At 60.4% G+C, this 18,385-nt stretch carries 22 protein-coding genes and 1 tRNA gene; 20 read left to right on the top strand and 3 right to left on the bottom strand.

Features of this window, described 5'->3' with window-relative positions:
• Positions 1 to 9: 9 nt before the first annotated feature.
• Complete coding sequence (locus ACF8O8_RS04265) at positions 10 to 1,275, bottom strand: OprD family porin (protein ID WP_012051471.1); 1,266 nt, start codon at positions 1,273 to 1,275, stop codon at positions 10 to 12.
• Between the two features lie 690 nt (positions 1,276 to 1,965).
• On the opposite strand from ACF8O8_RS04265, the gene ACF8O8_RS04260 reads away from it, so the two are divergent.
• Positions 1,966 to 2,385, top strand: a complete 420-nt coding sequence (locus ACF8O8_RS04260; protein WP_392509294.1) for an HIT family protein — start codon at positions 1,966 to 1,968, stop codon at positions 2,383 to 2,385.
• A 1-nt stretch (position 2,386) separates the two neighbouring features.
• Positions 2,387 to 2,593 carry a SlyX family protein gene (locus ACF8O8_RS04255; RefSeq protein ID WP_010952361.1) on the top strand — a complete coding sequence of 69 codons (207 nt, stop codon included), beginning with the start codon at positions 2,387 to 2,389 and terminating at the stop codon, positions 2,591 to 2,593.
• Between the two features lie 121 nt (positions 2,594 to 2,714).
• Here ACF8O8_RS04255 and ACF8O8_RS04250 read toward each other — a convergent pair whose 3' ends face one another.
• Positions 2,715 to 3,308 (bottom strand): cold-shock protein, encoded by a 594-nt coding sequence (locus ACF8O8_RS04250; protein WP_049587981.1) that lies wholly within the window; start codon positions 3,306 to 3,308, stop codon positions 2,715 to 2,717.
• A gap of 281 nt (positions 3,309 to 3,589) precedes the next feature.
• Between ACF8O8_RS04250 and ACF8O8_RS04245 the strand changes: the two genes are divergently transcribed.
• The 18 genes from ACF8O8_RS04245 (at position 3,590) to ACF8O8_RS04160 (ending at position 17,297) form a co-directional block, all read left to right on the top strand.
• A complete protein-coding gene (locus ACF8O8_RS04245; protein ID WP_010952363.1) occupies positions 3,590 to 4,063 on the top strand; it encodes a Dps family protein in 474 nt (157 codons plus the stop codon).
• A gap of 210 nt (positions 4,064 to 4,273) precedes the next feature.
• Complete coding sequence (locus ACF8O8_RS04240) at positions 4,274 to 4,603, top strand: ribbon-helix-helix domain-containing protein (protein WP_020189844.1); 330 nt, start codon at positions 4,274 to 4,276, stop codon at positions 4,601 to 4,603.
• A gap of 94 nt (positions 4,604 to 4,697) precedes the next feature.
• Positions 4,698 to 4,919: an FmdB family zinc ribbon protein gene (locus ACF8O8_RS04235; RefSeq protein WP_003254776.1), complete on the top strand. Its 222-nt coding sequence runs from the start codon at positions 4,698 to 4,700 to the stop codon at positions 4,917 to 4,919.
• A gap of 93 nt (positions 4,920 to 5,012) precedes the next feature.
• Entirely contained in the window at positions 5,013 to 6,788 is a 1,776-nt protein-coding gene (gene aspS / locus ACF8O8_RS04230; protein ID WP_004575741.1) for an aspartate--tRNA ligase, read from the top strand.
• Positions 6,789 to 6,902: 114 nt separating this feature from the next.
• A complete protein-coding gene (locus ACF8O8_RS04225) occupies positions 6,903 to 7,649 on the top strand; it encodes a YebC/PmpR family DNA-binding transcriptional regulator (RefSeq protein ID WP_003254770.1) in 747 nt (248 codons plus the stop codon).
• A gap of 185 nt (positions 7,650 to 7,834) precedes the next feature.
• On the top strand, positions 7,835 to 8,359 hold the full coding sequence (gene ruvC, locus ACF8O8_RS04220; protein WP_010952366.1) for a crossover junction endodeoxyribonuclease RuvC: 525 nt from the start codon (positions 7,835 to 7,837) through the stop codon (positions 8,357 to 8,359).
• A 109-nt stretch (positions 8,360 to 8,468) separates the two neighbouring features.
• Positions 8,469 to 9,086, top strand: a complete 618-nt coding sequence (gene ruvA / locus ACF8O8_RS04215; protein WP_003254768.1) for a Holliday junction branch migration protein RuvA — start codon at positions 8,469 to 8,471, stop codon at positions 9,084 to 9,086.
• The gene (ruvB, locus tag ACF8O8_RS04210) at positions 9,083 to 10,129 is read left to right on the top strand and encodes a Holliday junction branch migration DNA helicase RuvB (RefSeq protein WP_003254766.1); all 1,047 of its coding nucleotides are present in this window, start codon (positions 9,083 to 9,085) and stop codon (positions 10,127 to 10,129) included. Before ruvA ends, ruvB begins: the two co-directional genes overlap by 4 nt.
• Before the next feature lie 125 nt (positions 10,130 to 10,254).
• Entirely contained in the window at positions 10,255 to 10,707 is a 453-nt protein-coding gene (ybgC, locus tag ACF8O8_RS04205) for a tol-pal system-associated acyl-CoA thioesterase (protein ID WP_003254764.1), read from the top strand.
• A 2-nt stretch (positions 10,708 to 10,709) separates the two neighbouring features.
• The gene (gene tolQ, locus ACF8O8_RS04200) at positions 10,710 to 11,405 is read left to right on the top strand and encodes a protein TolQ (protein WP_010952367.1); all 696 of its coding nucleotides are present in this window, start codon (positions 10,710 to 10,712) and stop codon (positions 11,403 to 11,405) included.
• A 14-nt stretch (positions 11,406 to 11,419) separates the two neighbouring features.
• Positions 11,420 to 11,872, top strand: coding sequence for a protein TolR (gene tolR / locus ACF8O8_RS04195; RefSeq protein WP_003254760.1), 453 nt, complete (start codon positions 11,420 to 11,422; stop codon positions 11,870 to 11,872).
• Entirely contained in the window at positions 11,872 to 12,987 is a 1,116-nt protein-coding gene (gene tolA / locus ACF8O8_RS04190) for a cell envelope integrity protein TolA (protein ID WP_340332891.1), read from the top strand. Before tolR ends, tolA begins: the two co-directional genes overlap by 1 nt.
• A 26-nt stretch (positions 12,988 to 13,013) precedes the next feature.
• Positions 13,014 to 14,285: a Tol-Pal system beta propeller repeat protein TolB gene (gene tolB / locus ACF8O8_RS04185; protein WP_012051477.1), complete on the top strand. Its 1,272-nt coding sequence runs from the start codon at positions 13,014 to 13,016 to the stop codon at positions 14,283 to 14,285.
• A 54-nt stretch (positions 14,286 to 14,339) separates the two neighbouring features.
• Positions 14,340 to 14,840, top strand: coding sequence for a peptidoglycan-associated lipoprotein Pal (gene pal, locus ACF8O8_RS04180; protein ID WP_003254755.1), 501 nt, complete (start codon positions 14,340 to 14,342; stop codon positions 14,838 to 14,840).
• Positions 14,841 to 14,846: 6 nt separating this feature from the next.
• Positions 14,847 to 15,653, top strand: a complete 807-nt coding sequence (gene ybgF, locus ACF8O8_RS04175; protein ID WP_003254754.1) for a tol-pal system protein YbgF — start codon at positions 14,847 to 14,849, stop codon at positions 15,651 to 15,653.
• Between the two features lie 168 nt (positions 15,654 to 15,821).
• A complete protein-coding gene (gene queE, locus ACF8O8_RS04170; protein ID WP_003254753.1) occupies positions 15,822 to 16,469 on the top strand; it encodes a 7-carboxy-7-deazaguanine synthase QueE in 648 nt (215 codons plus the stop codon).
• Positions 16,469 to 17,161 (top strand): 7-cyano-7-deazaguanine synthase QueC, encoded by a 693-nt coding sequence (queC, locus tag ACF8O8_RS04165; RefSeq protein ID WP_392509298.1) that lies wholly within the window; start codon positions 16,469 to 16,471, stop codon positions 17,159 to 17,161. The genes queE and queC overlap by 1 nt, the downstream gene beginning before the upstream one ends.
• 60 nt (positions 17,162 to 17,221) lie before the next feature.
• A tRNA-Lys gene (locus tag ACF8O8_RS04160) sits at positions 17,222 to 17,297 on the top strand.
• Between the two features lie 93 nt (positions 17,298 to 17,390).
• Here the strand turns inward: ACF8O8_RS04160 and ACF8O8_RS04155 are convergent.
• Positions 17,391 to 18,350: a cation diffusion facilitator family transporter gene (locus ACF8O8_RS04155; protein WP_010952370.1), complete on the bottom strand. Its 960-nt coding sequence runs from the start codon at positions 18,348 to 18,350 to the stop codon at positions 17,391 to 17,393.
• Positions 18,351 to 18,385: the final 35 nt, after the last annotated feature.

Below are 18,385 nucleotides of genomic sequence, written 5' to 3'. Positions count from 1 at the left end.
AAGCCAGGCTTACAGGATGCTCAGCGGGTACTCCACGATCAGGCGCAGTTCATCGATCGATGGGGAATCGTAGTAGACACCATCGGAAGAACGGTAGGTGGCCTGACGCACGCGGAAGCTCAGGTCTTTCGCCGGGCCTTCCTGCAGCACGTACTTGATGTCGACGTCACGTTCCCATTCTTTGCCGTTGGTGGTGCCGGCGACGTTGGCGTCGGAACCGCGTACATAACGGGTCATGAAGGTCAGGCCTGGAATGCCGTATTCGGCAAAGTTCAGGTCGTAGCGAGCCTGCCAGGATTTCTCGTCTTCGGCGTTGAAGTCGGAGCGGGCCACGGAGTTGGCCAGGAAGATGGTGCCGCCACCGTCGATACCATAACCATAGTCGCCGTCGCCGGTGACTTTCTGGTAGGCCAGGGTGAAGGTGTGAGCGCCGATGTTGTAGGCGCCCGACAGGCTGAACGCGCGGTTGTCCAGCTTCTCGCCATCGAATGCGCGGTACTCGGCAGAGCCTTCGCTCTTGGTGTCATAGATGTTGAAGTCGAACACCAGGCCTTGATTGTCGGAGATTGGCAGCGCCCAGTTGACGTTGGCGTAGTATTTGCGCCAGTAGTCTTCAACCTTCGAGTAGTACAGGCTGGTGCTGAGGTTGTCGGTGAAGGCGTAGGTGCCGCCGACCACGTTGGCTTCCTTCAGGCCGAAGCTGTCGCGGTTGGTTTGTTCCTGGGCAGTCAGGCTGGTGAAGTGACCAGCGTGCAGGGTCAGCCCTTCGATCTCGTTGCTGGTGATCAGGGTGCCCTGGGCAATTTCTGGCAGCAGGCGGCTGTCATCGGTGGCGAAGACCGGCAGCGCGGTGAACTGGTCACCCACTTTCAGCACGGTGTCGGAGATGCGGAATTTGACCGCGCCGCCGCCCTTGGAGTAGTCATCCTGCGAACGGCCGTCGGAACCGGTCGGGAACAGGCCGGTACCGGCACGGCCCTTGCCGCTGTCCAGTTTCAGGCCGAGCATGCCGATGGCGTCGACACCCACACCCACGGTGCCTTGGGTGAAGCCGGACTCGAAGGTGCCGACGAAGCCCAGGCCGGTTTCTTCGCGACGGCTCTGGCCGCCTTCGTTGTTACGGAAGTCACGGCTGAAATACAGCATGCGGGTCTTGACGCTCAGCTTGCTGTCTTCGATGAAACCTTTGGACTCGTCCTGTGCCGAGGCCATTGCCAACTGCGAGGTCCCCGCCGAAACGGCCAGGGCGATCATGCTCCACTTCATCACGCGCATCGTGATTTGCTCCTTTGGTTTTTAGGAAGAGTACCGCTGCGTCCAAGTCTTTTAGTTATATGGGGCAGCTCTTTCTTTTTATGTCGGCGAAAATGTATAGCACGCAGACTGTTGTTGGCGATATGGCTATAAGCACTCTTTGCGGAACTTTTTCACCGTGTCGCTTTTAAGTATTTCCATGTCGCAAATCACGCCCCGGTTCAGGGGCCGTATAACCTCAGCGCTATTCCTGTCACCGTAACGAATCTGTAACTGCCGATTCCGGTTGAGGAAACTCCCTGGTAACCCATGTCGCTGTTGTTATTTGTCGCGTACACCTGTGACTGCAGATGTCGTGCCGACTTGGCGTGAAGGGAATGCAACAAGCGTGCTCAAAATTCGCAACAGTTCATGAAATTTTCACAAAACCTGCTACCGAGGGTCGGAAAGTCCCGTAAACGCGGGGCGAAGGCTGCTTGTGTGATTTGTACGATCGAGAATCATTAAAAATTAAAAAGTTGCCCTTAGAGTCAAAGTGTTACCGCAACTTGTTCATCCAGCGTCGTTTGTGGGGTGGTCAGTGTGGGAGGGGCGGGCAGGTGGCCTCATTTTGGTGCGAAAAGTAGCGCTGTGTTACCGGGAGTGTGCAAGGTATCCTTGCTGCCCTGTTTTCCGCCTGAAGCGGGATGTATTGCCTGAAGGAGATATGCCGTGTTCGTCCTCGATTCGCGTTTGCAGCAGGATTCGCTGGTGTTGGGAGAGTTTCCGCTGTGCCAGTTGCTGCTGAGCAAGGATGCCAATTACCCATGGTTCATTCTGGTGCCCAAGCGCGCTGGTATCAGTGAGCTGTTCGAGCTGGATGCGGCAGAGCAACAGCAGTTGTGGCAGGAAACCACCTTGTTGGCAGAGGCGTTGAAAGCCAGCTATGGGGCCGACAAGATGAACGTGGCTACCTTGGGCAACGTGGTCAGCCAGTTGCACATGCATGTGATTGTGCGCCAGCGCGACGACGCTGCATGGCCGGCACCGGTATGGGGCAAGTGTGCGCCTGTGGGCTACACCGATGATCAACTGCAATCTGTTCGCCAGCGTCTGCGCGGGCTACAACTTGCTGGATACCAAGAGGCCTGAGATGACACTGGAAATGCGGATGGTCGAACTGGAAACCCGTCAGGCGTTTCAGGATGACACTATCCAGGCGCTGAATGACGTGGTGGTGGAGCAAGCGCGGGTGATCGAGCGGCTGCAATTGCAGATGGCCGAGCTGATCAAGCGTCATGAAGAGATGGTTGGCCAGTATGGCAGCGAAGGGGAAGAGGCCCCGCCTCCTCATTATTGAGTTGTTCCAGGCTGCTATCGCCGGCAAGCCAGCCCCCACAGGTATGATGCTGCCTTCAGGTGCAGCACGGCCCTTGTGGGCGCTGGTTTGCCGTTGATAGCGTCGGCCGGTCAGCCGTTGGTCAACGGCGGTTTACTGCAACCACGTCTTCGGCCTGCAGGCCCTTGTCGCGGTGCATCACCGAAAACTCCACGCGCTGGCCTTCGACCAGAATGCGGTGGCCCTCACCGCGGATGGCCCGAAAGTGCACGAAGATGTCATCGCCCGAGTCTCGGGAGATGAAACCAAAGCCTTTCGACGTGTTGAACCATTTGACGGTGCCGGTATCACGGTTGCCGGCATCTTGTGCCACGTGTTGAGTGCCGCGTGCCTTGCGCGTGCTGCGGGCAAAGCCCACGGCCAGATGCACGGCCACGGCCAGCGCCGCACACACCAGGGCTGCCAGGTTGCCCATTTCGGGGCGGGCCAGTAGCGTCAGGGTCTGCAGCACGACGGCGACTACCAGCAGGGCGCAGGCCAGGTGCTGCAGTTGTTGCCGTGCGCCGCGATGATACAGCGGCACGACCGGGGCCAGCACAAGGTTGAGCAGGCCGAGCAGGGCCAGGTAGACCGCGTCGGGTTGTTGCAGGAAGGGTGTCGCATCGGTTTTCAGGCTGGGTATGAGCGATAGCAGCAAAGCTGCCACGCCCGTCACCAGATGGACGATCTTGAACATGGGGTTGGCTCACTGTTGATAAGGCCGATCACAGGAAGAGCTGGCAGCACGGTGCGCATGAGATATAGAGCGCGAACACGTGGCAGGCCAGCCTATGCACCCGGCAATGACAGTCCGCACGGGTGGCACACTGCCTATTTAACAGTAAAGCCGCAGCCTACTCAAACCGCAGGCCGCCCAGTGGGCAATGTATTGCGCCATGTCACATGCGGCATGCGGCAAGTGTTGCTACAGTGGTCGGCACCCGCTTGAGTCTCAAGCCTTGTGGAAAGGGGAGCTTCATGGCAATCGATATCGGTATCAGTGAAGAAGATCGCAAGTCCATCGTCGATGGGCTGTCCCGCCTGTTGTCGGATACCTACGTGCTGTATCTGAAAACCCATAACTTTCACTGGAACGTCACCGGCCCGTCGTTCCGCACCTTGCACCTGATGTTCGAAGAGCAGTACAACGAACTGGCGCTGGCAGTCGATTCGATCGCCGAGCGCATCCGTGCCTTGGGCTTCCCGGCACCGGGTTCGTATGCATTCTATGCACGGCACTCGTCGATCAAGGAGGAGGAAGGCGTCCCCCCGGCAGACGAGATGATCCGCCAGCTTGTTCAGGGGCAGGAGGCCGTGGTACGCACTGCGCGCAGCATTTTCCCTGTGGTGGACAAGGTCAGTGACGAGCCGACCGCCGACCTGCTGACGCAGCGCATGCAGGTTCACGAGAAAACCGCCTGGATGCTGCGGGTACTGCTCGACGACAAGTAACCGTTGCTCAAGGGGAAAGCTTGCGCAACCCCCGTGGGAGCGGGCGTGCCCGCGAACACCGGCGCAGCCGGTGCCATCCACCGCATTGCCTGCTCCCACAGGCTCCGCCTGGCAATCTGGTATTTGCGAAGGAACATTTTGCCGCTGCTTTAAGCTCGCCCGTCAGCGCTTCATAGGCCACCTGGTACCTGTGACGAGGAAGTGTGGCGCATGATGCAAGCGAACAAGCGTATGGCCGGCCAGGGCAACTGGCCAGGGAAACAGTGCATCGACCCGTTCAAGGCGGACTTCGACATGTTGCAGACGCAGCCGGTGTCACGTTCCGTGCGGCTCAACGGCTTTTCTACCTGTCTGCGCCTGGAGGCTGTCTACTGGGGTATCCTAGAGCGCATCGCCGCCGCCAACCGTTGTTCGGTCAGTGCCGTGTTGTCCTACGTGGACCGTGAGGTGCACCTGCGCCAGGGCGGAGTGCGCAATTTCAGCGGGCTGATCCGGGTAATCTGCGTGGCGTGGCTGCAGGACCCGCCAAGTGCGCGCTGATCGCCAGGCGGGCTGCGCAGTGCTTGCTAACCATATATAATCCCGCTTTTTGCTGCCCCCCGGCAGCCAGCGTTATGGTTGACGAGAGACACCCATGCCCCTTTATGACTATCAATGTGCGTCCTGCGAGCACCGCATGGAAGTGCTGCAGAAGATCAGCGCCGCGCCGCTGACCGATTGCCCGGCCTGTCAGGCGCCGGCACTGAAAAAGCTGCTGTCGGTGCCAGGCTTTCGCCTGAGCGGTAACGGTTGGTACGAAACCGACTTCAAGACCGGGGCGAAAAAGAATCTGGCAGGCGGCGACAAGGCCGACTGAGTTGAATGCTGTGACCGGGTCTTGCAGTATTAGCCCTCCGGGCGGCCAAGGCCTCCACCGAATACACGAATCACGAGAAGCGAAACCACCATCATGATGCGCAGCCATTATTGCGGCCAACTGAACGAGAGCCTGGACGGCCAGGAAGTCACCCTTTGCGGCTGGGTCCATCGTCGCCGCGACCACGGCGGGGTGATCTTCCTCGACATCCGTGACCGCGAAGGCATGGCCCAGGTCGTGTTCGACCCGGATCGCGCCGAAACCTTCGCTGCCGCCGACCGCGTGCGCAGCGAATACGTCGTGCAGATCACCGGCAAGGTCCGCAAGCGTCCTGAAGGTGCAGTGAATGCCAACATGGCTTCCGGTGCCATCGAGATCCTCGGCTACCAGCTGAACGTGCTCAACGAAGCGGAAACCCCGCCGTTCCCCCTGAACGAATACTCCGACGTCGGCGAGGAAACCCGCCTGCGTTACCGCTTCATCGATCTGCGTCGCCCGGAAATGGCCGACAAGCTGCGCCTGCGCTCGCGCATCACCAGCAGCATCCGTCGCTTCCTCGACGAAAACGGCTTCCTCGACGTCGAAACCCCGATTCTCACCCGTGCCACCCCGGAAGGCGCCCGCGACTACCTGGTGCCAAGCCGTACCCACGCCGGTAGCTTCTTCGCCCTGCCGCAATCGCCACAGCTGTTCAAGCAGCTGCTGATGGTCGCTGGCTTCGATCGTTACTACCAGATCGCCAAGTGCTTCCGTGACGAAGACCTGCGTGCCGACCGTCAGCCGGAATTCACCCAGATCGACATCGAGACCAGTTTCCTCGATGAAAGCGAGATCATGGGCCTGACCGAAAGCATGATCCGCAAGCTGTTCAAGGAAGTGCTCGATCTGGAATTCGGCGAATTCCCGCACATGACCTTCGAAGAGGCCATGCGCCGCTACGGCTCCGACAAGCCAGACCTGCGTATTCCGCTGGAACTGGTCGACGTTGCCGACCAGCTGAAGGATGTCGACTTCAAGGTGTTCGCCGGCCCGGCCAACGATCCGAAGTGCCGCGTTACCGCCCTGCGTCTGCCAGGTGGTGCCAGCATGCCGCGCAGCAAAATCGACGAGTACACCAAGTTCGTTGGCATCTACGGTGCCAAGGGCCTGGCCTACATCAAGGTCAATGAGCGCGCCAAGGGTGTCGAAGGCCTGCAGTCGCCGATCGTCAAGAACATCCCTGAGGCCAACCTCAACAACATCCTCGACCGCGTGGGTGCCGTGGACGGCGACATCGTGTTCTTCGGTGCCGACAAGTTCAAGGTAGTCAGCGAAGCCCTGGGTGCGCTGCGTATTCGTCTGGGTCACGACTTCGAGCTGCTGACCTGCGAGTGGGCGCCGATGTGGGTCGTCGACTTCCCGATGTTCGAAGAGAACGAAGACGGCAGCTTCACTGCATTGCACCACCCGTTCACCGCGCCGAAGTGCACCCCGGAAGAGCTCGAGGCCAACCCGGCCACTGCCCTGTCCCGTGCCTACGACATGGTGCTGAACGGTACCGAGCTGGGTGGCGGTTCGATCCGTATCCACCGTAAAGAGATGCAACAGGCGGTATTCCGTCTGCTGGGTATCGAGGCAGAAGAACAGGAAGAGAAGTTCGGCTTCCTGCTCGACGCTCTGAAGTTCGGGGCACCGCCTCACGGTGGCCTGGCATTCGGTCTGGACCGTCTGGTCATGCTGATGACCGGCGCCCAGTCGATCCGTGAAGTGATCGCGTTCCCGAAAACCCAGAGCGCTGCATGCGTCATGACCCAGGCCCCTGGCATGGTCGACGCCAAGGCCCTGCGCGAACTGCACATCCGACTGCGCGAACAGACCAAGGTCGAGTAAGCAGTCCCCGGGCGCATCCACATGGATGCGCCTTTGCGTTTCGACGCAGGTTTTTTCCCGTCCCGCCCCGTCATGGGGCGGGGCCGTTTGTGATTCAAAGGATTCGGAGTCGTTATGGCTGGTCATTCCAAGTGGGCGAACATCAAGCACCGCAAAGAGCGCCAGGATGCCAAGAGAGGCAAGGTCTTCACCAAGTGGATCCGTGAACTGACGGTCGCTGCCAAGCAGGGTGGCCCGGATCCGGCATCCAACCCGCGTCTTCGCCTGGCCCTGGACAAGGCGTTGGGCGCCAACATGAGCCGCGACATCATCGATCGCGCCGTGGCCCGTGGTGCTGGCACCAATGAAAGCGACAATGTCGAAGAGCTGAGCTACGAAGGTTATGGCCCGGGTGGCGTGGCGATCATGGTCGAAGCCATGACCGACAACCGCAACCGTACCGCCGCGGCCGTGCGTCATGCCTTCACCAAGTGTGGCGGCAACCTGGGTACTGACGGTTCGGTGGCCTACCTGTTCGAGCGCAAAGGCCAGATCAGCTTTGCCCCGGGCGTGGAAGAGGACGCGTTGATGGAAGCGGCAATGGAGGCCGATGCCGACGACGTGGTCGCCAATGACGACGGCTCGTTCGACGTGTTCACCTCGTTCAACAGCTTCTATGCCGTGCGTAATGCCTTGGAAGAGGCAGGCTTCAAGGCCGCTGACGCGGAAATCGTCATGCAGCCGACCACCAGTGCCGAGCTCGACCAGGACGGTGCCGAAAAGGTGCTCAAGCTGATCGACATGCTCGAAGACCTGGACGACGTGCAGAACGTCTATTCCAATGCCCAGATTTCCGACGAGATCATGGAAAACCTCGGCTAAGGTGATTTGGCATTTTGTGCCAACTCTGAGCGTTTGATAGCGCCTGTGCCGGCCCTTTCGCGGGTAAACCCGCTCCTACAGGTATTACGCCCATTTCAAATGTGGTGCAGTACCTGTAGGAGCGGGTTTACCCGCGAAAGGGCCGGCGCAGTTTGTAGAGATGCATCATTTTTTCGACGGGCTTTATGACTCTGATTCTAGGTATCGACCCCGGCTCGCGCATCACCGGCTATGGCGTGGTACGCCAGACCGCCCGTGGTTGCGAGTACGTGGCGTCGGGCTGCATCCGCACCGGCAGCGGTGAGCTGCACGAGCGGCTGCAGATTGTTTTTCGTGGTGTCAGTGAAATCATTGCCCAGCACGGCCCGGTGACCATGGGCATCGAACGGGTGTTCATGGCCCGCAACGCCGATTCGGCGCTCAAGCTTGGCCAGGCACGTGGCGCGGCTATCGTCGCCGCCGCCGAGGCCGGCCTGGAGATCGCCGAGTACAGCGCCACCCAGGTCAAGCAGGCCGTGGCCGGCACGGGCGGGGCCAACAAGGAGCAGGTGATGATGATGGTCATGCACCTGCTGAAATTGACGCAAAAACCGCAGATCGACGCTTCCGATGCCTTGGCCATCGCTCTGTGCCACGCCCACACCCGCTCCAGCCTGGTGCCGCATGGCTTGACCACAGCGCGGCGACGCGGCGGGCGCTTGCGTCTGTAAGCGCTTCATGCGCTGATACACATTTTGTTCGGGTGATGCATTCACCCGCTGCATTTGCTGATAGGGTTGAGCGGTCTTTGACCGGCTCCCCGAGAGGAAGGATCGGAACGTGATTGGACGTTTGCGCGGCACCCTGGCGGAAAAACAACCGCCTCACCTGATTATCGACGTCAACGGCGTGGGTTACGAACTGGAAGTTCCCATGACCACGCTGTACCGTCTGCCCAAAGTGGGTGAAACCGTCACGGTGCATACCCACCTGGTCGTGCGCGAAGATGCCCACTTGCTCTACGGCTTTGCCGAAAAGCGCGAGCGCGAGCTGTTCCGCGAGCTGATCCGCCTGAACGGCGTAGGGCCGAAGCTGGCCCTGGCGCTGATGTCCGGGCTGGAAGTGGATGAACTGGTGCGCTGCGTGCAGGCCCAGGACACCTCAGCCCTGGTGCGCGTACCGGGCGTCGGCAAGAAAACCGCTGAGCGCTTGCTGGTCGAGCTCAAGGACCGTTTCAAGGCCTGGGAAACCTCGCCGGCCATGTTCACCCTGGTGTCCGATGGGCCTTTACCGGTCGCCAGCGAGTCCAGTGCCGAGGCCGATGCAGTCAGTGCCTTGGTCTCGCTGGGCTACAAGCCGCAGGAAGCCAGCAAGGCAATTGCCGCGATCAAGGACAAGGCCGGCCTGAGCAGTGAAGAGCTGATCCGCCGCAGCCTGAAAGGGATGATTTCCAAGTGATCGAAGCCGACCGCCTGATCGCCGCCAGTGGCCGCGACCGCGAAGAAGTCCAGGACCGTGCGATTCGCCCGCTGAGCCTGGACGAGTACATCGGCCAGCCGGTGGTGCGCGAGCAGATGGCGCTGTTCATCCAGGCCGCCCGCGGCCGCGGCGAGTCGCTTGACCACACGCTGATCTTCGGGCCGCCCGGTCTGGGCAAGACCACCCTGGCCAACATCATCGCCCATGAAATGGGCGTGTCGGTAAAGAGCACCTCTGGGCCGATTCTCGAGCGCCCCGGCGACCTGGCAGCCATGCTGACCAACCTCGAGCCGCACGACGTGCTGTTCATCGACGAAATCCACCGCCTGTCGCCTGTTGTCGAGGAGGTGCTGTACCCGGCCATGGAGGACTTCCAGCTCGACATCATGATCGGCGAAGGCCCCGCAGCCCGTTCTATCAAACTCGATCTGCCACCCTTCACCCTGGTGGGGGCTACTACCCGTGCCGGCATGCTGACCAACCCACTGCGTGATCGCTTCGGTATCGTCCAGCGCCTGGAGTTCTACAACGACAAGGATTTGAGCACCATCGTCAGCCGCTCGGCCAACATCCTTGGCCTGGCCATCGAAGACCAGGGTGCCTACGAGATCGCCCGCCGTGCCCGTGGCACGCCGCGCATCGCCAACCGCCTGCTGCGCCGCGTGCGTGACTATGCCGAGGTACGCGGCAAGGGCCAGATCACCAAGGCCGTGGCTGACATGGCGCTGAACCTGCTGGATGTCGACGAGCGTGGTTTCGACCATTCGGACCGTCGCCTGCTGCTGACCATGATCGAGAAGTTCGATGGCGGCCCGGTGGGCGTGGACAACCTGGCTGCAGCCATCAGCGAAGAGCGTCATACCATCGAAGATGTGCTTGAGCCGTACCTGATTCAGCAGGGCTACATCATGCGCACGCCACGCGGCCGCGTGGTCACCCGGCATGCCTACCTGCACTTTGGGCTGAATATTCCCGGGCGCTTGGGGGAGGGGGGCGATTTTTCCGAGCCAGGCGATGAATGACAGATCGAAAGCGACTTTTTGTGGTCCTACCGCTGGCATGCCCCTGGTGCGCTGGCAATAAGACATTAATGAAGAAAAAACAGTTGCCACAGCGGATTGGCAAGCTGAGGAGTAAGCACTAGAGTATGCGCGCGCAAAATCAGCTCGAACCGTTCGCACATCGGTGTCGCGTCTATTACGAAGATACCGATGCGGGCGGCGTGGTGTATTACGTCAACTACCTGAAATTCATGGAGCGCGCGCGCACCGAACGCCTGCGGCACCTGGGCTTTTCCCAGTCGCAACTGGCTGAAGACAACCTGCTGTTCGTGGTCCATTCCAGCGAAGCGCGCTATCACGCGCCGGCGCGGCTGGATGACGAATTGCGGGTGACCGCGCAGGTCCTTGAACTCAATCGCGCCAGCTTGCGTTTCGTACAGCAGGTCTGGCGGGAAAAGGATGAAACGCTGCTTTGCGAAGGGCAGTTCCTGGTGGCTGCCGTGCGCGCCGACACTTTCAAACCCCGAGCCCTACCCCCCCAGCTGCGCGACGCCTTTGCGGCGGACGGCTCGGGTAATCAATCGAATGCAGGAGAATAAGCGTGGAAGCTAACGTCGTCGACCATACCTCCATGTGGAGTCTGGTCAGCAATGCCAGCGTGGTGGTACAGCTGGTAATGCTGACCCTGGTGGCCGCCTCGGTCACCTCATGGATCATGATCTTCCAGCGCAGCACCATGCTGCGCGCCGGTCGTCGTGCGCTGGATGCCTTCGAAGAGCGCTTCTGGTCGGGTATCGACCTGTCCAAGCTGTACCGCCAGGCAGGCAGCAACCCAGACCCGGACTCCGGCGTGGAGCAGGTGTTCCGTGCCGGTTTCAAGGAGTTCTCGCGCCTGCGCCAGCAACCGGGTGTTGACCCGGACGCCGTCATGGAAGGTGTTGGCCGTGCCATGCGCGTGGCCATCTCGCGCGAGGAAGAAAAACTCGAGCAGAGCTTGCCGTTCCTGGCCACCGTTGGTTCGACCAGCCCGTACATCGGCCTGTTCGGCACCGTGTGGGGCATCATGAACTCCTTCCGCGGCCTGGCCAGCGCCCAGCAGGCCACCCTGGCTACCGTTGCTCCGGGCATCGCCGAAGCACTGATCGCTACCGCCATCGGCCTGTTCGCGGCAATCCCGGCTGTTATTGCCTACAACCGTTTCGCCGCGCGCAGTGAAGTACTGATCGGCCGTTACTACACCTTCGCCGACGAGTTCCAGGCGATCCTGCACCGCAAAGTGCACACCAGCGAAGAGTAATCAGGTAGAAGCCCATGGCCCGAGTTCGCCACAAACGCAAGCCCGTCGCCGAGATGAACGTGGTGCCCTACATCGACGTGATGCTGGTGCTGCTGGTCATCTTCATGGTGACGGCGCCCATGCTCAACCAGGGCGTGAAGGTCGACCTGCCCAAGGTTTCCAGCGAAGCCTTGCCGCAGGACAACAACGTCCAGATCCTCACCATCTCCATCAAGGCCGATAAAACCTATTACTGGAACCTCGGCAGCGAAGTCGATACCGACAAGCAGATGGACAAAGCCATGACCTTGCCGGCCATGACCGACGCCGTGACCAAGATCATTGCTGCCGGCCGTGACCAGGGCAAGCAGACCCAGGTGTTCATTCGTGGCGACAAGGCTGTCGACTATGGCGCGGTCATGGGTGCCATGGGCGGGTTGCAGAAGGCCGGTGTCGGTAACGTTGGCCTGATTACCGAGGCGCCCTGATGCAACAGCGAGAGCCATCCGCCTCGGAAAGCTACTTCTGGCCCAGTGTCTGGGCCATCGGCCTGCATGTGCTGGTGTTCGCCCTGCTGTTCGTCAGTTTTGCCATGACGCCGGAGCTGCCGCCTTCCAAGCCGATCGTTCAGGCTACCCTGTACCAGCTCAAGTCCAAGAGCCAGGCAACCACCCAGACCAATCAGAAGATTGCCGGGGAGGCGAAGAAAACCGCTTCGCGCCAGACCGAAGTCGAGCAGCTGGAACAGAAGAAGGTCGAGCAGGAGGCCGTGAAGGCCGCGGAACAAAAGAAAGCTGACGCCGCTCAAAAGGCCGAAGAGGCCCGCGAAGCCGCCGAGGCGAAAAAAGCCGAGGATGCTGCCAAGGCCGCTGAAGCCGCCAAGGCTGCCGAGGCCAAGAAAGCTGCCGAAGCCAAGAAGGCCGACGAGGCGAAGAAAGCTGCCGAGAAACAGCAGGCCGACATCGCCAAGAAGAAGGCCGAGGACGAAGCCAAGAAAAAAGCCGAAGAAGAGGCCAAGAAAGCGGCCGCTGAAGAGGCGAAGAAGAAAGCCGCCGAGGACGCCAAGAAAAAGGCAGCCGAAGAGGCCAAGAAGAAAGCAGCCGAGGACGCCAAGAAGAAAGCGGCGGCCGAGGACGCGAAGAAGAAGGCAGCTGAAGAGGCCAAGAAAAAGGCCGCTGCAGATGCCCAGAAGAAGGCACAGGAAGCGGCCCGCAAGGCGGCAGAAGACAAGAAAGCCCAGGCACTGGCCGAGCTGTTGTCCGATACCACCGAGCGGCAGCAGGCGCTGGCCGACGAGCAGGGTGACCAGGTGGCCGGCGACTTCGACGACCTGATCCGCATGCGCGCGGCCGAGGGCTGGGCACGTCCGCCTTCCGCGCGCAAGGGCATGACGGTGGTCCTGCAGATCAACATGTTGCCGGACGGTACCATCACCAATGTCAGCGTGGCCCGGTCCAGTGGTGACGGCCCGTATGACAGTTCGGCGGTGGCTGCGGTGAAGAACATTGGTCGTTTGACCGAGATGCAGGGTATGAAGCCGAGCGATTTCAACCAATATCGTTCGTTCAAGATGACATTTACACCTGAGGATCTAGCGTTGTGATTAAACGTCTGAGAGGACTGCTGGTCATGCTCTGCTGCGTGGCAGGCATGGCGGTGGCAGAAGAAAAGAACATCCTGGTTACCAGCGGCAGCGACCGGGCCACGCCCATCGCGGTAGTGCCGTTCGGTCTGCAGGGCGGTAGCGTGTTGCCTGAAGACATCGCCGACATCATCGGCAACGACCTGCGCAACTCTGGCTATTACTCGCCAATTCCGCGGCAGAACATGATCAGCCAGCCGTCGCAGGCCAGCGAAGTGATCTTCCGTGACTGGAAAGCGCTGGGTGCACAGTACGTGATGGTCGGCAGCATCGTGCCGTCGGGCGGTCGCCTGCAGGTGCAGTACGCGCTGTTCAACGTCGCCACCGAGCAGCAAGTGCTGACCGGCAGCGTGGCGGGCAGCACCGACCAGCTGCGCGATATGGCGCACTACATTGCCGACCAGTCGTTCGAGAAGCTCACCGGCATCAAGGGCGCGTTCTCTACGCGCATGCTGTACGTGACGGCCGAGCGTTTCTCCACCAATAACACCCGCTACACCCTCCAGCGTTCGGACTACGACGGTGCGCGTGCGGTGACCCTGCTGCAATCGCGTGAGCCGATCCTGTCGCCGCGCTTTGCGCCAGATGGCAAACGTATCGCCTACGTTTCGTTCGAGCAGAAGCGCCCACGTATCTTCGTGCAGAACATCGATACTGGCCGCCGCGAGCAGGTGACCAACTTCGAAGGCCTGAACGGTGCGCCAGCCTGGTCGCCGGACGGTTCGCGCCTGGCGTTCGTACTGTCCAAGGACGGCAACCCGGACATCTACGTGATGAACGTGGCCTCGCGCCAGATCAGCCGTGTTACTGCAGGCCCGGGTATCAATACCGAGCCGTTCTGGGGCAAAGATGGCAACACCCTCTACTTCACTTCCGACCGTGGCGGCAAACCGCAGATCTATAAACAGTCGGTCAGTGGTGGTGGTGCCGAGCGCGTAACGTTCGTAGGTAACTACAACGCCAACCCGAAACTTTCGGCGGACGAAAAGACCCTGGTAATGATTCATCGCCAACAGGGCTTTACCAACTTCAAAGTGGCGGCACAGGACTTGCAACGCGGAAGTGTAAAGATTCTGTCTGAAACAAGTCTTGATGAGTCTCCCACTGTTGCGCCAAACGGCACCATGCTAATCTACGCCACCCGCCAGCAGGGCCGGGGAGTCTTGATGCTCGTGTCGCTGAACGGCCGCGTGAGGCTCCCACTTCCTACCGCTCAAGGCGAAGTCAGAGAACCGTCCTGGTCCCCTTACCTGAACTGATTGCGGCGTAATACATTTTGCTTAACACACTGGGGTTTCATTAGGAGTTTCACGATGGAAATGCTGAAGTTTGGTAAATTTGCTGCGCTGGCTCTGGCCATGGCCGTAGCTGTAGGTTGCTCCTCGAAGGGCGGTGATAACGCAGGCGAAGGCGCTGCTGTAGACCCTAACGCTGGCTACGGTGCCAACACTGGCGCTGTTGACGGCTCCCTGAGCGAAGAAGCCGCCCTGCGCGCAATCACCACCTTCTACTTCGAATACGACAGCTCGGACCTGAAGCCAGAAGCCATGCGCGCTCTGGACGTTCACGCCAAGGACCTGAAAGCCAACGGCAACCGTGTTGTTCTGGAAGGTAACACCGACGAGCGCGGCACCCGCGAGTACAACATGGCTCTGGGTGAGCGTCGTGCGAAAGCCGTTCAGCGCTACCTGGTTCTGCAGGGCGTTTCCCCTGCTCAGCTGGAACTGGTTTCCTACGGCGAAGAGCGTCCAGTTGCTACCGGCAACGACGAGCAGTCCTGGGCTCAGAACCGTCGCGTAGAACTGCGTAAGTAAGTTCTTATGCGTATGTGCCGCCGTGTAGTAACCGTCCTCGCACTCAGCCTGCCGCTTGCGGCCTGGGCTGAGGTCCCTGTAGTAGATGACAACGCAGGCAGCTATCCGCCTGCGGGTTATGGCACGAGCGGCGCCTATGCCGGGTCAGGGGCTTCGGCCCCTGCCTCTGCACAGGGCCAGCTGTTCATGCAGCTGCAACAGATGCAGGATCAGCTTTCCCGCCAGCAAGGCATCATCGAAGAGCTGCAAAACGATGTGTCCCGCATGAAGCAGGAAAACCTGGAGCGTTACCAGGACCTGGACCGTCGCATCAACAGTGGCGCTGCGCCTGCCGCAACCCCTGACAATTCCTCCGGTGGTGGCGCGTCCAATGCCGCCCCCGATGCCGCAGCAGGTGCTGCTGCGCAACAACCGGCCGGCAGTAGCCAGCCCGGTGATCCGGCGAAAGAGAAGCTCTATTACGACGCAGCTTTCGACCTGATCAAACAGAAAGACTTCGACAAGGCCAGCCAGGCGTTCAACGCCTTCCTGCGCAAGTACCCCAACAGCCAGTACGCCGGTAATGCCCAATACTGGTTGGGTGAAGTGAACCTGGCCAAGGGTGACCTGCAAGGCGCCAGCCAGGCCTTTGCCCAGGTCAGCCAAAAGTACCCGAAGCACAGCAAGGTGCCAGATTCGCTGTACAAACTGGCTGATGTCGAGCGCCGTATGGGCCATACCGACAAGGTAAAAGGCATCCTTCAGCAGGTCGTGACCCAGTACCCCGGCACCTCTGCCGCTCAACTGGCCCAGCGTGACCTGCAGAAGCTCTAGGCGTTGTCGCTGTACCGCTCGAAAGAAACCCGCGCCAGTCGCGGGTTTTTTCGTTAGAATCACTGCCCTTTTTTCGTAAACACGCTGCTGCGGATAACGCTATGTCGAGTCCGCGACAGTGCCTGACGGAGGCGGACAGCCTGTTTAGCTGTCACGCCCGTGGCGAGCATGCAAGACACATTACGCATCACCGAAGTCTTTTACTCTTTGCAGGGTGAGACGCGAACGGCCGGGCTGCCCACGGTATTTGTGCGCCTCACCGGTTGCCCCCTGCGTTGCCAGTACTGCGACAGTGCCTATGCCTTCAGTGGCGGTACCGTACGCACCCTTGATTCGATCCTCGAACAAGTGGCCGGCTTCAAACCGCGCTACGTCTGTGTCACCGGTGGCGAACCACTGGCCCAGCCCAACGCCTTGCCGTTGCTGCAGCGGCTGTGTGATGCCGGTTACGAGGTGTCGCTGGAGACCAGCGGCGCGCTGGATATTGCCGGCACCGACACCCGCGTCAGCCGTGTGGTCGACCTGAAAACCCCAGGCTCCGAAGAGTCGCACCGTAACCGCTACGAGAACATCGAGCAACTGACACGCAACGACCAGGTCAAGTTCGTCATCTGTTCCCGCGAGGATTATGACTGGGCGGTATCCAAGCTGATCCAGTACAACCTGGCAGAGCGTGCCGGTGAGGTGTTGTTCTCACCCAGCCATCATCAGGTGAACGCCAGTGACCTGGCTGACTGGATCGTTGCTGACAACCTGCCTGTACGCTTCCAACTGCAGCTGCACAAGCTGCTGTGGAACGACGAGCCCGGACGTTGATTGAGGAGCACGTACACATGACAGAAAAACGCGCAGTAATCCTGTTGTCCGGCGGCCTGGATTCGGCCACCGTGGTTGCCATGGCCAAGGCCGAAGGCTACAGCTGCTACACCATGAGCTTCGACTACGGCCAGCGTCATCGTGCCGAGCTGAACGCCGCTGCCCGCGTGGCCCGCGACCTGGGTGTGGTCGAGCACAAGGTGATTGGGCTGAACCTCGACGGCATCGGCGGTTCTGCATTGACCGACAGCAGCATCGACGTGCCGGAAGCCCCGGGTGAAGGCATTCCGGTCACTTATGTGCCGGCGCGCAACACCGTGTTCCTTTCGCTGGCCCTGGGTTGGGCCGAAGTACTGGAAGCGCGCGACATCTTCATTGGCGTCAACGCCGTGGATTACTCCGGCTACCCGGATTGCCGACCCGAGTTCGTCGAGGCCTTCGAGCGCATGGCCAACCTGGCGACCAAGGCTGGCGTAGAAGAGCAGGGCTTCCGCATCCAGGCGCCGCTGCAGAACATGAGCAAGGCGCAGATCGTGCAGGCCGGTATGGCCCGTGGTGTGGACTACAGCCTGACCGTTTCCTGCTACCAGGCCGACGATGACGGCCGCGCCTGTGGCAAATGCGACAGCTGCCGCCTGCGCGCCGATGGTTTCAAGGCCGCCGGTATCGAAGATCCGACTCGGTATTTTTGAAAAAATCGTGATGGGGTGTTGAATTCTCGTTAGAAATCAGTATTATACGCGCCATCAAATGGGTCGTTAGCTCAGTTGGTAGAGCAGTTGGCTTTTAACCAATTGGTCGTAGGTTCGAATCCTACACGACCCACCATACGCAGTACGTGAAAGCCCGCTACCAGAAATGGTCGCGGGCTTTTTCGTTTGCGCTACGGGTTTCGGAAAAAGGGCGCAGAGCGCCCACCAATTACTCGGCCCATTCCGGGTCGCCAGTGAACACCACTGTCAGCCAGCGGTCCGGCCCTTCTCCGCCTACCGCGTCGCCAATCTCGTTGCGCCAGGCATCCCATTCATCGATGGTCTTCGCCGCCATGGTTTTGGGCACGATGAAATACAGCTCGATCTCCCGCGAACGCCCGACCTTGGCGACATAGGCGCGGTAAGATTGCAGGCCATGGCGGGCGACGAAGGCCTTGGCCACCTCATCTACGTGCAGCTTGAGGTCGCCAGGGGTGACCAGGAAGATTTCAGACAGCGCCTGACGCACCACCGACATCGGCAACGGCACGATCACCAGGCACACCAGCGCCAGCACCGCCGGGTCAATATAGGGTGATACCCATTCCAGCGCAGTGCCCTGCACGGCATAACCAAAACAGAAGGCAATCAGCAGTGCGGCCGTGATGCTGGCCGACATCACCCAGCCCTTGACGTCCATGCGCACGAAGTCTGACTTCAGTTTGCGGTTGGCGCGGGCCTCGATGACGGCGATGGTCACACAGGTGATCACCGTCAGCGCCGCGTAGACCATGGCAATGCCGAACTCCAGGTGGCGCCCGCCTTGCAGCAGGCTGCTGACGGCGTTGATCAGCGCGTAGATGGCCACGCCGCCGAGCAGAATGCCGTTGAGTGCCAGTACCATGGGCTCCAGGTGCCAGAAACCCATGGTGAAGCGCTCGCGCAGCTTGCGCGACATCTGCACGCTGGTGGTGTGCGAAGTGATCAGCTTGACCACCACCAGCGACAGCCCGCTCATGCTGGCGTCGACCAGCGAGTATACGCCGTCGAAGACGATGGAAAACGAGCCGGAGGCAAGGCCGAAGGCGATGCCGATGGTGGCGATGAACAGGGTGGCGGCGATCGAGGTGCGTAAAAGCCCTTGTTCGCTGGTGATGTCGAAGAAAGTGGATCGGGTTGGATTAGGCATAAGTTGTGCTCAAGAATAACGATGGTGCGGTGCCT

It is taken from the genome of Pseudomonas sp. TYF_14 (assembly GCF_043105275.1).
GTDB classification, from domain to species: domain Bacteria; phylum Pseudomonadota; class Gammaproteobacteria; order Pseudomonadales; family Pseudomonadaceae; genus Aquipseudomonas; species Aquipseudomonas alloputida.
Note: the sequence above shows the minus strand (reverse complement) of the source record. Positions and strands in the feature narration are given on the sequence as shown.

What these genes read in the sequence shown, in the direction of transcription:
- ACF8O8_RS04265 (WP_012051471.1), bottom strand. Translation starts at nt 1,275, where the DNA reads ATGCGCGTGATGAAGTGGAGCATGATCGCCCTGGCCGTTTCGGCGGGG.
- ACF8O8_RS04255 (WP_010952361.1), top strand. Translation starts at nt 2,387, where the DNA reads ATGACACTGGAAATGCGGATGGTCGAACTGGAAACCCGTCAGGCGTTT.
- ACF8O8_RS04250 (WP_049587981.1), bottom strand. Translation starts at nt 3,308, where the DNA reads ATGTTCAAGATCGTCCATCTGGTGACGGGCGTGGCAGCTTTGCTGCTA.
- ACF8O8_RS04245 (WP_010952363.1), top strand. Translation starts at nt 3,590, where the DNA reads ATGGCAATCGATATCGGTATCAGTGAAGAAGATCGCAAGTCCATCGTC.
- ACF8O8_RS04240 (WP_020189844.1), top strand. Translation starts at nt 4,274, where the DNA reads ATGATGCAAGCGAACAAGCGTATGGCCGGCCAGGGCAACTGGCCAGGG.
- ACF8O8_RS04235 (WP_003254776.1), top strand. Translation starts at nt 4,698, where the DNA reads ATGCCCCTTTATGACTATCAATGTGCGTCCTGCGAGCACCGCATGGAA.
- aspS (WP_004575741.1), top strand. Translation starts at nt 5,013, where the DNA reads ATGATGCGCAGCCATTATTGCGGCCAACTGAACGAGAGCCTGGACGGC.
- ACF8O8_RS04225 (WP_003254770.1), top strand. Translation starts at nt 6,903, where the DNA reads ATGGCTGGTCATTCCAAGTGGGCGAACATCAAGCACCGCAAAGAGCGC.
- ruvC (WP_010952366.1), top strand. Translation starts at nt 7,835, where the DNA reads ATGACTCTGATTCTAGGTATCGACCCCGGCTCGCGCATCACCGGCTAT.
- ybgC (WP_003254764.1), top strand. Translation starts at nt 10,255, where the DNA reads ATGCGCGCGCAAAATCAGCTCGAACCGTTCGCACATCGGTGTCGCGTC.
- tolR (WP_003254760.1), top strand. Translation starts at nt 11,420, where the DNA reads ATGGCCCGAGTTCGCCACAAACGCAAGCCCGTCGCCGAGATGAACGTG.
- tolA (WP_340332891.1), top strand. Translation starts at nt 11,872, where the DNA reads ATGCAACAGCGAGAGCCATCCGCCTCGGAAAGCTACTTCTGGCCCAGT.
- tolB (WP_012051477.1), top strand. Translation starts at nt 13,014, where the DNA reads ATGCTCTGCTGCGTGGCAGGCATGGCGGTGGCAGAAGAAAAGAACATC.
- pal (WP_003254755.1), top strand. Translation starts at nt 14,340, where the DNA reads ATGGAAATGCTGAAGTTTGGTAAATTTGCTGCGCTGGCTCTGGCCATG.
- ybgF (WP_003254754.1), top strand. Translation starts at nt 14,847, where the DNA reads ATGCGTATGTGCCGCCGTGTAGTAACCGTCCTCGCACTCAGCCTGCCG.
- queE (WP_003254753.1), top strand. Translation starts at nt 15,822, where the DNA reads ATGCAAGACACATTACGCATCACCGAAGTCTTTTACTCTTTGCAGGGT.
- ACF8O8_RS04155 (WP_010952370.1), bottom strand. Translation starts at nt 18,350, where the DNA reads ATGCCTAATCCAACCCGATCCACTTTCTTCGACATCACCAGCGAACAA.